Origin of the sequence: Kitasatospora sp. MAP12-44, assembly GCF_029892095.1 — a bacterium.
GTDB lineage: Bacteria > Actinomycetota > Actinomycetes > Streptomycetales > Streptomycetaceae > Kitasatospora.
This window is the reverse complement of record NZ_JARZAE010000004.1, coordinates 1,303,078-1,315,760: the sequence shown is the minus strand read 5'-3', so window position 1 is coordinate 1,315,760 and position 12,683 is coordinate 1,303,078. Positions and strand designations below refer to the sequence as shown.

12 protein-coding genes are annotated in these 12,683 nt (G+C 74.2%); 8 read left to right on the top strand and 4 right to left on the bottom strand.

Annotation, left to right across the window (positions count from 1 at the left end):
* Positions 1 to 27 precede the first annotated feature (27 nt).
* The 3 genes from P3T34_RS06575 to P3T34_RS06565 all read right to left on the bottom strand — a co-directional run bounded on the left by P3T34_RS06575 (position 28) and on the right by P3T34_RS06565 (position 2,444).
* Entirely contained in the window at positions 28 to 933 is a 906-nt protein-coding gene (locus P3T34_RS06575; RefSeq protein WP_280665041.1) for a transcriptional regulator, read from the bottom strand.
* Positions 930 to 1,313 carry a hypothetical protein gene (locus P3T34_RS06570; RefSeq protein ID WP_280665040.1) on the bottom strand — a complete coding sequence of 128 codons (384 nt, stop codon included), beginning with the start codon at positions 1,311 to 1,313 and terminating at the stop codon, positions 930 to 932. Before P3T34_RS06570 ends, P3T34_RS06575 begins: the two co-directional genes overlap by 4 nt.
* 351 nt (positions 1,314 to 1,664) lie before the next feature.
* On the bottom strand, positions 1,665 to 2,444 hold the full coding sequence (locus tag P3T34_RS06565) for a lysophospholipid acyltransferase family protein (protein ID WP_280665039.1): 780 nt from the start codon (positions 2,442 to 2,444) through the stop codon (positions 1,665 to 1,667).
* 351 nt (positions 2,445 to 2,795) lie between these two features.
* On the opposite strand from P3T34_RS06565, the gene P3T34_RS06560 reads away from it, so the two are divergent.
* The 7 genes from P3T34_RS06560 to P3T34_RS06530 all read left to right on the top strand — a co-directional run bounded on the left by P3T34_RS06560 (position 2,796) and on the right by P3T34_RS06530 (position 9,771).
* Positions 2,796 to 3,107: a thioredoxin family protein gene (locus P3T34_RS06560; RefSeq protein WP_280665038.1), complete on the top strand. Its 312-nt coding sequence runs from the start codon at positions 2,796 to 2,798 to the stop codon at positions 3,105 to 3,107.
* Positions 3,108 to 3,375: 268 nt separating this feature from the next.
* A complete protein-coding gene (locus tag P3T34_RS06555; RefSeq protein ID WP_280665037.1) occupies positions 3,376 to 4,161 on the top strand; it encodes an electron transfer flavoprotein subunit beta/FixA family protein in 786 nt (261 codons plus the stop codon).
* A gap of 41 nt (positions 4,162 to 4,202) precedes the next feature.
* On the top strand, positions 4,203 to 5,165 hold the full coding sequence (locus tag P3T34_RS06550; protein WP_280665036.1) for an electron transfer flavoprotein subunit alpha/FixB family protein: 963 nt from the start codon (positions 4,203 to 4,205) through the stop codon (positions 5,163 to 5,165).
* A 91-nt stretch (positions 5,166 to 5,256) separates the two neighbouring features.
* Entirely contained in the window at positions 5,257 to 6,672 is a 1,416-nt protein-coding gene (locus P3T34_RS06545) for an acyl-CoA synthetase (RefSeq protein WP_280665035.1), read from the top strand.
* 70 nt (positions 6,673 to 6,742) lie between these two features.
* Positions 6,743 to 7,690: an ROK family protein gene (locus P3T34_RS06540; protein WP_280665034.1), complete on the top strand. Its 948-nt coding sequence runs from the start codon at positions 6,743 to 6,745 to the stop codon at positions 7,688 to 7,690.
* 168 nt (positions 7,691 to 7,858) lie between these two features.
* The gene (locus P3T34_RS06535) at positions 7,859 to 8,914 is read left to right on the top strand and encodes an NUDIX hydrolase (protein WP_280665033.1); all 1,056 of its coding nucleotides are present in this window, start codon (positions 7,859 to 7,861) and stop codon (positions 8,912 to 8,914) included.
* Positions 8,915 to 8,937: 23 nt separating this feature from the next.
* The gene (locus tag P3T34_RS06530) at positions 8,938 to 9,771 is read left to right on the top strand and encodes a DUF4184 family protein (protein WP_280665032.1); all 834 of its coding nucleotides are present in this window, start codon (positions 8,938 to 8,940) and stop codon (positions 9,769 to 9,771) included.
* On the opposite strand, the gene P3T34_RS06525 is transcribed toward P3T34_RS06530, so the two are convergent.
* Positions 9,741 to 11,114 (bottom strand): dipeptidase, encoded by a 1,374-nt coding sequence (locus P3T34_RS06525; RefSeq protein WP_280665031.1) that lies wholly within the window; start codon positions 11,112 to 11,114, stop codon positions 9,741 to 9,743. The genes P3T34_RS06530 and P3T34_RS06525 overlap by 31 nt on opposite strands.
* 359 nt (positions 11,115 to 11,473) lie before the next feature.
* Here P3T34_RS06525 and P3T34_RS06520 point away from each other — a divergent pair, with 359 nt between their 5' ends.
* Positions 11,474 to 12,670, top strand: a complete 1,197-nt coding sequence (locus P3T34_RS06520) for a geranylgeranyl reductase family protein (RefSeq protein ID WP_280671865.1) — start codon at positions 11,474 to 11,476, stop codon at positions 12,668 to 12,670.
* The last annotated feature ends 13 nt before the right edge of the window (positions 12,671 to 12,683 follow it).

The following is a 12,683-nucleotide window of genomic DNA, read 5'->3' as shown; positions in this document are numbered from 1 at the left end:
AGGCCGTGGCCGCGGACGGAGAGGAAGTCAAAGTCGAGCCTCCAGTGCGTTTCGGACCCGGGTCAGCAGGGCGATGTCCGGGTTGTCGGCGAACAGCGGATGAGCCGCCGCCCGCTGCGGATCGGGGGAGTCGGCCCGGCGGCGCAGTGCGGCGCCGGGGGTGCGGCGCTGGAGCGGAACAGCGGCCGACTCGTGGAGTGGTTCGGTGGGTGGTTCGGTGGGTGGAGTGGCGACGACCCCGAGGGCGGCCAGCCGGCGCACCTCGACCGTCGTGGAGAAGGCGGAGCGGCCCAGCAGCCGTGCGAGGTCCGCCGGAGTTCTTCGGCCGTCGGCGTGCCGCAGCAGTTCACGCTGGCGCGGGGTGGTCCGGCTCCGGCAGCCGGTGGCGGACAGCGCAGGCACCACCGGCGCACTGTCCAGCTGCGGGCAGGGCCAGATCCGCTCCAGCAGGTCCCGACGCCGTACCGTCTCGCGCCGTAGCAGCCGGGCGCTCACCCGGCTCACCGGTCCGAGCCAGTGCCGCACCCCGGGTTCGAAGGAGGCGGCCGGGGACCGCGCGCCCAGCGTGAAGAAGGCGGCGTCGTGCAACGCGCCGAGGTGGCAGAGTTCCAGCTCACCCTGCGTCAGCTGGCCCTGCTCGACGAGCATCCGGCCGACCCGGTGCTCGCGGCCGAAGGCACTCAGCGATGCCCGCCAGGCGTCCGGTGGTATTCGGCCGCACCGGGTCAGCAAGGTGTCCAGGCCGGTGGCCAGCTCGCTCTCGGCGTGCACGACGATGCCGGCCTCCAGATAGACCGCTCCGCTCTCGCAGCGCAGCGCGCCGGTGGCGTGCAGCGCGGCCAGCCGTTCGACCTTCTCGCCCAGAGGTTCCACCAGAGATTCCACCGGGGACTGCCCGAGGCACTGACGCGTGTACGGCCTGTCAGTACTCATCCGAGGACCAGCTCCTCGGCGATCGCCTGCAGGCGGAAGCGCGCGACGGCCAGGTTGCCGTCGGCCCGGGCGAGCCAGAGGTGCAGGGCGAGTCTGCTGTCGAAGACGGTGCCGACGAAGCAGAGCAGGTGGTAGCTGCTGCGCGAGGTGACGATGATGTCCCGCACGGGAGTGCGGGGATCCGAGGGGTCGGCGAAGGTGGGGCTTTCGGCGGCGGCCCGGGCCAGGTCGGTCGCCTCCGCGGCCGTCCCCTCGTGGTCTCCGGTGGGGCTGTCCCCACTGGTCCCGAGCGTCAGGCCGCTGCTCCAGTCGATGAGGCTCACGCCGCGCGCGCCGGCGATCGTCATCGCCTCGGACAGGCATTCGTCGATACCCGGCACACGGGCTCCTTCAGGGGTTGCGGCGGCAGGTCACAGCACACGGCTCTGCTACGCCGAGTCGCGGTCACGACACGGAAGGCTATCGACGCCGGGATGGTGAAACGAAAATGTCATCGGCATATTCGCTATCGCAGCGAAGCTTTTCGGCCATGGTCACGCGTAGTCCCGAGATGGAAACCCGCTGTAAGGGCGAAAGGGGCGACAAGGCCCGGATCGCCCACCTGGCTAAGGACGTTGGCTGATTCACGACGGTTTCGGACCGGTGTCCGCCCAAGCAGAAGCCCCGGACGGCTACGGTGCGTCCGGGGCTTCTGGTGATGCTGAGCCGATTCCGACCGGCGGCTAGCCCTGCTAGCTCTGCGCTGCCGCCGCCGCGCGGCGGGCCGCCTTGGCGGCCGCCTCCTGCTCGTCCTCGGCCTCCGCGACCTCCAGGGTGGGGGCGGTGCCGCCGAGGTGGGCCGGCATCCACCAGGTGTCGTCCGGTCCGGTCGGCTTGCCCGGGTACATCTGCTGCGCCTGGTCGAGCATCTCGGTCATCGCCGCCCGCAGTCGCCGGGTGACCATCACCGGCTTGTCCTCGGGCTGCAGGTGGATCGGCTCGCCGATCATGATGATCACCGGGACGTGCCGCTTGGTCAGCGTCTTGGGCCGGCCCTTGGTCCAGAGCTGCTGGGTGCCCCAGAGGATCACCGGGAGCAGCGGGGTGCCGGAGTCGGCGGCCATCCGGGCCGCGCCGGTCTTGAACTTCTTGAGCGTGAAGGAGCGGGAGATGGTGGCCTCGGGGAAGACGCCGACCACCTCGCCCGCCCGCAGCGCGCGCACCGCCGCCTCGTACGCGGGCTGGCCGTCCGTCCGGTCGACCGGGATGTGCTTCATGCCGCGCATCAGCGGGCCGGAGATGCGGTGCTTGAAGACGTCGTCCTTGGCCATGAAGCGGGTCTTGCGCTTGCTGCCGCGCACCATGCCGAGGCCCGCGAAGAGGAAGTCGAGGTAGCTGATGTGATTGCTGACCAGGACGGCGCCGCCGGTCGCCGGGACGTTCTCGGCACCGATGATCTGGATCTTGCAGTCCAGTGCACGAAAGACGGTCAGCGCGGTCCGAATCACCGGCGGGTATACGAACTCTGCCACGATCAGCCCTACTTCTTCCCACGGGCGCGAGCCCGGTGCGGCGGCACCCGCGCGTTCGTGGTGGACCGGGCTCGGAGCGCGGCACGCCGCGGCTGCCACGGGTGATTCTCCGACGATCGTCCCTCGAATGAGTGCCATCTGTCACCTGCGCGGCCCTGGGTGGAGGGAGACGGTGGTCACATCCGTGTCACTCGGGGTGCGGCGGCGGCCAGGGTGGTGCTATCGGGCGGCCGGTGCGCCGCAGCGGGTGCCGCACACTGGACGCACCACCGGCTGGCCGGTGTGCGTTGCGGCGCTCGCCCGGCGCGATGGAGGCTGCGCGCGCCGCGGGCGTGCGGGAGAGGCGATGCCGTGCTGCTGTCCGCCGCCGACCTGGGCGAGGGGGCCGGGCTGGGGGAGCGCGCGACGCTCGTCCAGTTCTCGACCGCCTTCTGCCAGCCCTGCCGGGCGACCCGCCGGATCCTGGCCGAGGTCGCCGCGATGGTCGAGGGAGTCGCGCACGTCGAGATCGACGCCGAGCGCCGGCTGGAGTTGGTCCGCCGGCTGGAGATCCTGCGCACGCCCACCGTCCTGGTGCTGGACGCCTCCGGCCGGGTGGTCCGCCGGGCCTCGGGGCAGCCGCGCCGGGCGGACGTGATCGCCGCGCTGGGGGAGGCATTCTGAACAGCGGTTTCCCGGTGGGTTGCGGCACCCGGGAGGCCGAGAGCTTCGTCACAATGATCAGGCGGTGAAGCGCCCCGTTATTGCGGGAAGATGTGGGCGACCGGTATTTAGATACTGACGAGTAACCAGAGCGGGATACTGCCGAGTATGCTGCGGAAGTGCCGGTCGGGCAGCAGGAATGCGCTGCCCGAAGCGGGAGGCGTCTGCGTGCGCGCCCGTACGTTGCACCGCCGCAGCCGCCGGACGAGACCAGTACAGGAGACAGGCCGTGAGCTTGAGGATCGTTGTCTGTGTGAAGTACGTGCCCGACGCGACCGGTGACCGTCGCTTCGCGGACGACACCACCACCGACCGGGAGGCCGTCGACGGCCTGCTGTCGGAGCTGGACGAGTACGGCGTGGAGCAGGCGCTCCGGATCGCCGAGGCTTCGGGTGACGCCGAGGTGACCGTCCTCACCGTCGGCCCCGACGACGCCAAGGACGCGCTGAAGAAGGCGCTGTCGATGGGCGCCGACAAGGCCGTCCACGTGAACGACGAGGACATCCACGGCACCGACGTGATCGGTACCTCCGCGATTGTCGCCAAGGCCCTGGAGAAGACCGGTTTCGACCTGGTCATCTGCGGTATGGCCTCCACCGACGGCACCATGGGCGTGCTGCCGGCCCTGCTGGCCGAGCGCCTGGGCCTGCCGCAGGTCACCCTGCTCTCCGAGGTCTCGGTCGAGGGAGGCACCGTCAAGGGCCGCCGCGACGGCGACGCCGCGACCGAGCTGGTCGAGGCCGCGCTGCCGGCCGTCGTCTCGGTGACCGACCAGTCGGGCGAGGCCCGCTACCCGTCCTTCAAGGGCATCATGGCCGCCAAGAAGAAGCCGGTTCAGTCCTACGACCTGGACGACCTGGGCATCGAGGCGGACGAGGTCGGCCTGGGCGGTTCCTGGACCGCCGTGGAGACCATCACCGAGCGCCCGGCCCGCACCGCCGGGACGATCGTCAAGGACGAGGGCGAGGGCGGCAAGGCGCTCGCGGGCTACCTCGCCGACCAGAAGTTCATCTGACCCGCCGTCCGGACCTCACGCTCAATCAGGAGTAACGAATCATGGCTGAAATCCTGGTTCTCGTGGACCACGCCGACGGTGTGATCCGCAAGCCCGCCCTCGAACTGCTGACCCTGGCCCGCCGCATCGGCGAGCCCTCGGCCGTCGTGCTCGGTGCCGGCGCCGCCGCCGCCGACATCGCGGCCAAGGCCGGCGAGTTCGGCGCGGCCAAGGTGTACGTCGCCGACGCCGCCGAGTTCTCCGACTACCTCGTCGTCCCCAAGGTCGACGCGCTGACCCAGATCGCCAAGGCGGCCGACGCCGCCGCGGTCCTGGTCACCTCGTCCGGTGAGGGCAAGGAGATCGCGGCCCGCGTCGCGCTGCGCCTGGGCTCGGGCATCATCACCGACGCCGTCGACCTGGAGGCCGGCGACGGCGGCCCGGTCGCCACCCAGTCGGTCTTCGCCGCCTCGTTCCAGGTGAAGTCGCGGGTGTCGCACGGCGCCCCGGTCATCACCGTCAAGCCGAACGCGGTCGGCCCCGAGGCCGCCCCGGCCGCCGGTGCGGTCGAGAACGTCACCGTCGCCTTCACCGGCAACGCCGCCAAGGTCACCTCGCGCACCGCGCGGGTCTCCTCGGGCCGCCCCGAGCTGACCGAGGCCGCCATCGTGGTCTCCGGCGGCCGCGGTGTCGGTGCCGCCGAGGGCTTCAGCGTGGTCGAGGCGCTGGCCGACTCGCTCGGTGCCGCCGTCGGCGCCTCGCGCGCCGCCGTCGACGCCGGCTGGTACCCGCACAGCAACCAGGTCGGCCAGACCGGCAAGCAGGTCTCCCCGCAGCTGTACGTCGCGGCGGGCATCTCCGGCGCGATCCAGCACCGGGCCGGCATGCAGACGTCCAAGACGATCGTCGCGATCAACAAGGACGCCGAGGCGCCGATCTTCGAGCTGGTCGACTACGGCGTGGTCGGCGACCTCTTCGAGGTGCTGCCGCAGCTGACCGCCGAGGTCAAGGCGCGCAAGGGCTGACAGCCCAGGCGCGGTATCCGCAGGGCGTGACCCTCCTTCTGTAAGGAGGGTCACGCCCTGCGGCGTTCCCACCCGTCGTAGAGTGCCGACCGTGGAACTCTTGACGGCACTTCAGGGCGGGTACGGCGACGCCGCCGACGCGCTGCGGATCGACGGTCGGGCGCTCTCCCGCGAGCGGCTGCTCGGGGCAGCCTCGGCAGTGGCCGGCCGGGCGGCGGGAGCCTCGGCGCTCGCCGTGGTGGCCCGGCCGACGCCGCACACCGTGGTCGCGCTGGTCGGCGGGCTGCTGGCCGGCGTGCCGGTCGTCCCGATCCCGCCGGACGCCGGGCCCAAGGAGCGCGACCACATCCTGCGCGACTCCGGCGCCGACCTGCTGGCCGTCCCGGTCGGCGAGGCGGCGGACGAGCTCGCGGGGGCCGTCGCGACGCTGCCGGTGGACGTCGACGAGACCACCGCCGCGCGCCGGCCCGAGCCGGCGCCGCAGAGCACCGGACTGGTGATCTACACCTCCGGCACCACCGGGCCGCCCAAGGGCGTCGTGCTCTCCCGCGCGGCGCTGGCCGCCGGGATCGACGCGCTGGCCGCCGCCTGGGACTGGACGGCGGAGGACACCCTGGTGCACGGGCTGCCACTGTTCCACGTGCACGGCCTGGTGCTCGGCCTGCTGGGCGCGCTGCGCACCGGCAGCCGCCTGGTGCACACCGGACGGCCCACCCCGGCGGGCTACGCCGAGGCGGGCGGCAGCCTCTACTTCGGCGTCCCCACCGTCTGGTCGCGGATCGCTGCCGACGAGGAGTCGGCGCGGGCGCTGAGCGGGGCCCGGCTGCTGGTCTCGGGCAGCGCGCCGCTGCCCGTCCCGGTCTTCCAGCGGCTGGCCGCCGTCACCGGCCATGCGCCGATCGAGCGTTACGGCATGACGGAGACGCTGATCACGCTCAGCACCCGGGTGGACGGCGAGCGCCGGCCCGGCAGCGTCGGCCTCCCGCTGGACGGTGTGCGCACCCGGCTGGTCGGCGAGGACGGCAGCACCGCGGTGCCCGGCGACGGCGAGAGCGTCGGGGAGCTCCAGGTCAGCGGGCCGACCCTGTTCGACGGCTACCTCGGCCGTCCGGAGGCGAACGCCGAGGCCTGGACGCCGGACGGCTGGTTCCGCACCGGCGACGTGGCCACCATCGGCCCGGACGGCTTCCACCGGATCGTCGGCCGCGCCTCGGTGGACCTGATCAAGAGCGGCGGCTTCAAGATCGGCGCCGGCGAGGTCGAGGCCGCGCTGCGCGACCACCCCGCCGTGCTGGACGCCGCCGTGGTCGGCGCCCCGGACCCGGACCTCGGCCAGCTGGTGGTGGCCTATGTGATCCCCGACGGCCCGGTGACCGGCGACCAGCTGACGGCGTTCGTCGCCGAGCGGCTCTCCGTCCACAAACGCCCGCGCCGGGTGGTGCTGGTCGACGAGCTGCCGCGCAACGCGCTCGGCAAGGTGCTGAAGAAGCGCCTGCTGGAGGGCTGACGGAGCCTGTTCGGCGGCCCTACCCAGGTAGGGTCGGCGGGCTGGGCAACCCGAGCTGGAGGGCAGGCGGATGAAGACCGGTCAGGCGCTGGTGGCGGCAATCGACATCGGCGGGACCAAGATCGCCGGGGCACTGGTGGGCGCCGACGACGGCTCGCTGCACCACCGCACCCAGCGCCCGACACCGGCCGGGGCGGACGGCGTGAGCGTCTTCGCGGCGGTCGCGGCCGTGCTGGCCGAACTGGCGGCGGGACCGGACTGGGAGCGCGTCGAGCTGGTGGGCCTGGGCAGCGCGGGCCCGGTGGACGCGGTGCGCGGGCTCGTCAGCCCGGTGAACATCCCCGGCTGGCGCGACTTCCCGGTGGTGGCCCGGGTGGGCGGGCTGTCCGGCGGGCGGCCGGTCGTGCTGACCGGCGACGGCGTGGCGATGACCGCCGCCGAGCACTGGCTCGGCGCGGCCCGCGGCTTCGACAACGCGCTGTGCATGGTGGTCTCCACCGGCGTCGGCGGCGGCCTGGTGCTGGGCGGGGCGCTCTACCCCGGGCCGTCCGGAAACGCGGGCCACATCGGCCACATCAGCGTGGACCTGGACGGCGACCCGTGCCCGTGCGGCGGCCGCGGCTGCCTGGAGGGCCTGGCCAGCGGGACGGCGATCGCCCGGCACGCGCTGGCGGCAGGCTGGCGGCCCGCGGACGGCGCCGCCGGCGGCACAGCCGTTGCGGTGGCGGCCGCGGGCCGAGCGGGCGATCCGCTGGCGCTGGCCGCCTTCGACCGGGCCGGGCAGGCGCTGGCGGCGGGCATCGCGGCCACCGCGACGCTGGTCGAGCTGGACGTGGTGGTGATCGGCGGCGGCGTCGCGCAGGCGGGGGAGCTGCTGTTCGGGCCGCTGCGGACGCGCCTGGCGCAGTACGCCACGCTCGGCTACGTCCAGGGGCTGCGGGTACGCCCGGCGGAGCTGGCCACCGACGCCGGGCTGGTCGGCGCCGCGGCCGCGGCGCTGCGGGCGACCGCGCGCTAGGTCGGATCGGCAGGCTTGAGGGGTCGGCCGGAGCGGGTACCACCTGCTGTGGTGCCGGACCGCCGGTGCGTCGGGTGCCTCCGGTCAGGCCGGGTCTCCCGCGCGCCGAGCGGTCCGCGGACCACCCGGCGCGAACGGCGCCGGGGACATCGGAGGTCAGGGGAACTCGTGATCGTCTGGGTCAACGGGACATTCGGTGCGGGCAAGACCAGCACCTGCCGGGAGCTGGTCGAGCTGCTGCCCGGAAGCACGCTCTACGATCCCGAACAGGTCGGCTACGCGCTGCGCCAGCTGCTGCCCACGCAACGGCTGGCGCAGGTGAAGGACTTCCAGGACCTGCCGTCCTGGCGCCGGCTGGTGCCGGAGGTGGCGACCGCGCTGCTGACCGAGGTGCCCGGGCCGCTGGTGGTGCCGATGACCTTGCTGCGGGAGGACTACCGCGACGAGATCTTCGGCAGCCTGGCGGCCCGCGGCCTGCCGGTGCACCACTTCGTGCTGCACGCTGAGGAAACGATCCTGCGGGAGCGCATCGCGCTCAGCGAGGAGGTCCCGGGCGACGCCGAGGCCAGCGAGCGGGTCCGCCGCTGGCGGCTGGCCCACCTGCCCGCCTACCGGGCCGCGCAGCCCTGGCTGCACCGGGACGCCCACGTCGTACGGACCGACGGCCGCACACCGCGCCAGGTGGCGCAGACGCTGCTCGCGCTGGTCGGCCAGGGGGCGGCCCGCTGCCCGATCGTCCAGCAGGCACCCGGCGCCGGGGACACCGTCGCGGCAGCGGTGCTGCTCTTCGACGAGCAGGAGCGGGTGCTGCTGGTGGACCCGGTCTACAAGCCGGCCTGGGAGTTCCCCGGCGGCGTGGTCGAGCTCGGCGAGGCGCCGACCCGGGCGGCCGTGCGTGAGGCGGAGGAGGAGCTCGGCCTGCGGCTGGACCCGGGCGCGCTGCGGCTGCTGGCGGTGGACTGGGAGCCGCGCACCGGCCAGCGGCGCGGCGGGATGCGCGTGGTCTACGACGGCGGCCGGCTCACGCCCGCCCAGGTCGAGGCCTTGCGGCTGCCGCCGGACGAGCTGCGCGCCTGGCGCTTCGTCACTCTGGCCGAGGCCGAGCGGCTGCTGACGGAGGGCCGGTTCCGCCGGCTGGCCGGAGCCCTCGACGCCCGTGAACGCAAGGAGGCGCGCTACCTGGAGGCCGGCCGCCCGGCGGCCTGCGGCCTGGGCGAGGTCTAGGTGAAATGAGGCACGATGGACGGGTGCCCTTCACCTTCAGCCACCCCGCCGCCGTCCTGCCGCTGCTGCGCGGGGTGCGCGGGCGCGGGCCGCTGATCGCCTCGGCGCTGGTCGCCGGGTCGATGGCGCCCGACCTGCCGTACTTCGCCGAGTCCTGGCTGCCCGGGGTGTACGGGCAGGGCGCGCTGACGCACCGCTGGTGGGCGGTGGCGACGGTGGACGTCGCGCTCGCGGGCGCGCTGCTGGCGGGCTGGCACGGGGTGCTGCGGGCGCCGCTGCTCGCGGCGCTGCCCGAGCCGTGGGGCGCGGCCGCCGATGCCGCCACCGCGCGGCGCGGGCAGCGGCGCGGGCGGCGGCCCGGGCAGTGGCCCGGCGGCGGCGAGGCGGCCGCGTTCGTGCTGTCCGCCGCCGTCGGGGCGGCCACCCATGTGGGCTGGGACGCCTTCACCCACCAGGGCCGGGCCGGGGTGCGGCTGCTGCCGGCGCTGAACCGGGAGGTTGCGGGGGTGCCGCTGTACGCCGTGCTGCAGTACGGGACCTCGGCGGCGGCGCTGGCCGTGCTGGGCCGCCACCTGGCGCGCGAACTGCCCCGCCCGGCAGCCCCGCCGCAGCCCGCGCCGGGGCGCCGGGCGGCGCGGATCGTGCTCGGCGCCGGCGCCGTGCTCGGGGCCGGTGAGCGGGTCGCCAGGTCGGCGCGGGCCCGCGCGACCGGTCAGCGGTGGAACGTGATCGCCGACCTCTGCTTCGGTGCCGGCGCCGGAGCAGCGGTCGGCGCGACCGCGCTGTCCCTGCTGCCCCGCCCGCTGCTGCCCCGGCGCCCGACCGGTCAGGCCCGCTCGCTCCAGGCCTTGGCGTAGCCGCGCAGGAAGAGTGCCTCGGAGAGTGTCATCAGCTCCAGCTCGGCCGGGTCCAGGCTCTCGTTGACCGCGTGGATCTGGGTGGTCGGCTCCTCCACACCGATCAGCACGATCTCCGCCTGCGGGTAGAGCGTGCGCAGCGTGTTGCAGAGCGGGATCGAGCCGCCCATCCCGGAGACCGCCATCTCGACCCCGTACGCCTCGTGCATCGCCGCGCCTAGCGCCTCGTACGCCAGTCCGCTGGTGTCGGCGCGGAACGGCTCGCCGCTCGCCAGCCGGTTGAGGGTGACCCGCACGCCCCACGGCGCGGCCGCCTCCAGGTGGGCGACCAGCGCGTCCTGCGCGGTGGTCGTCGCCATGCCCGGCGGGATCCGCAGGCTGACCACGGCCTTGGCGCGGGCCTGCACCGAGGAGGTGGCGCCCACCGTGGGGGGTACGTCCATCCCGATCACGGTCGCCGCCGGGCGTGCCCAGAGCCGGTCCGCGACGCCGCCGGTGCCGATCAGCCGCACGCCGTCCAGCACCTTGGCGTCCGCGCCGAACCGCTCCTGCGGGTACGCCACGCCCGGCCAACTCTGGTCGCACTCCAGGCCCTTGATCGTGGTGGCGCCGTGCTCGTCGTGCAGCGTGGCGAGGATCCGGATCAGCGCGAGCAGCGCGTCCGGGGCGGCGCCGCCGAACTGGCCCGAGTGCAGGTTGCCCGCCAGCGTGGCGACCTCGATCTCGACCTCGGTGATCCCGCGCAGCGTCGCGGTGGCGGTCGGCAGGCCGGCCGCGAAGTTGCCGACGTCGCCGACCACGATCACGTCGGCCGCCAGCAGCTCGGGGTTGGCCAGCGCGTACTGCTCCAGACCGCCGGTGCCCTGCTCCTCCGAGCCCTCGACGATCATCTTCAGCCCGACCGGCAGGGCGTCGCCGTAGGTGGCACGCAGGGCCCGCAGCGCCGTCAGGTGCATCAGGATGTTGCCCTTGCAGTCCGCCGCGCCGCGCCCGTACCAGCGGCCGTCACGCTCCGTCAGCTCGAAGGGCGGCGTCTGCCAGGCGGCCTCGTCCAGCGGCGGCTGCACATCGTAGTGCGAGTAGAGCAGCACGGTCGGGGCGCCGGCCGGGCCTGCCAGCTCGGCGTAGACCGACTGGGTGCCGTCGGGGGTGTCCAGCACCTGAACATTCGTCAGCCCGTCGGCGGCGAAGGCCTCGGCGACCCAGCGGGCCGCCGCCTGGCACTCCTCCACCGGGAACACGCGCGGGTCGGCGACCGAGCGGTACGCCACCAGCTCGGCCAGCTCCGCTTGCGCACGGGGCATCAGGGAACGGACGGCGGCGGCGAGCTCCTGCGAGGTCATGGGGGTCTCCGTAGGGGTGGATGACGGCATCCCGGCGAGCATAAGACCGACCGGCACATGGTGGGCGGCGTCGCGACGCCCGGACTCTCGCCTGGACGGCTTCTCCTCAGTCGCCAATGCTCCGCAGTGGCTCCCTCGTCGGCACCGCCCAGACTCGGCCCGGACGCCGCTCCTTCCTCCACCCACCATGTGACGGTCGGTCTCGGCGGCGCGGAGCGGGCAGGTTTGGTGGCGGGGCGCCACCAGCGGTGGAGGGCCGCCTAGGATTGCTCGACGTGACAGTTTCCGGAAGCCCACGCGACCCCAGCCTGCCCGTCGAGCCGAGCCTGCCCGGCACGCCCGCGGCGACCCCCGATCCGTTGGACGGCGTCGTCGATCCGCTGGACGGCGTCTGGGACGTCGTGGTGGTGGGCGCCGGACCGGCCGGCTCCTCGGCCGCGCACGCCGCGGCCACCCACGGCCGCCGGGTGCTGCTGCTCGACAAGGCCGAGCACCCGCGCTACAAGACCTGCGGCGGCGGCATCATCGGCCCGTCCCGGGACAGCCTCCCGCCGGCTTTCAAGATCCCCTTCCAGGACCGCGTGCACGCCGTCACCTTCGCGCTGGACGGGCGGTTCACCCGCACCCGGCGCTCGAAGCGGATGCTGTTCGGGCTGGTCAACCGCAACGAGTTCGACCTGCGCCTGGTCGAGGCGGCGCAGCAGGCCGGCGCGGTGCTGGTGACCGGGGTGACGGTGACCGGCGTCGACCCGCAGGGCGGCCAGGACCGCCGCACCGTCGCCGTCACGCTGGCCGACGGGCGCAAGGTGCAGGCCCGCGCGGTGGTCGGCGCGGACGGCAGCGCCAGCCGGATCGCCCGGCACGTCGGGGTGGCGTTCGATCAGATCGACCTCGGCCTCGAGGCGGAGATCCCGGTCCCCGAGCGGGTCGCCCAGGCCTGGGCGGGCCGGATCCACCTGGACTGGGGGCCGCTGCCCGGCAGCTACGGCTGGGTCTTCCCGAAGACCGACTCGGGCTCGCTGACGGTCGGGGTGATCTCGGCGCGCGGCGACGGGGAGCGGACCAAGCAGTACCTGGCCGACTACATCCGCCGGCTCGGCCTGGCCGGCTTCACCCCGTCCGTCGAGTCCGGCCACCTGACCCGCTGCCGCACCGAGGACTCGCCGCTCTCCCGCGGCCGGGTGCTGGTGGCCGGCGACGCGGCCGGGCTGCTGGAGCCGTGGACCCGCGAGGGCATCTCGTACGCGCTGCGCTCGGGCCGCCTGGCGGGGGAGTGGGCCGCCCAGGTGGCCGAGGCGGGCAGCCCGACCGAGGTGCGGCGCCAGGCGCTCAACTACGCCTTCGCGATCAAGGCCGGCCTGGGGGTGGAGATGCGGGCGGGCCGGGTGATGCTGGAGGCCTTCGAGCGGCGCCCGCACCTGTTCCACGCGGCGGTCTGCCTGGTCGCCCCCGCCTGGCGGGCGTTCGCCCGGACCACCCAGGGGCAGACCACCTTCGCGCAGATCATGCGCCAGTACGCCGCCGCCCGCCGGCTGGCCGCCCTGGCCTCGCGCTGACCCGCGGCTGCGC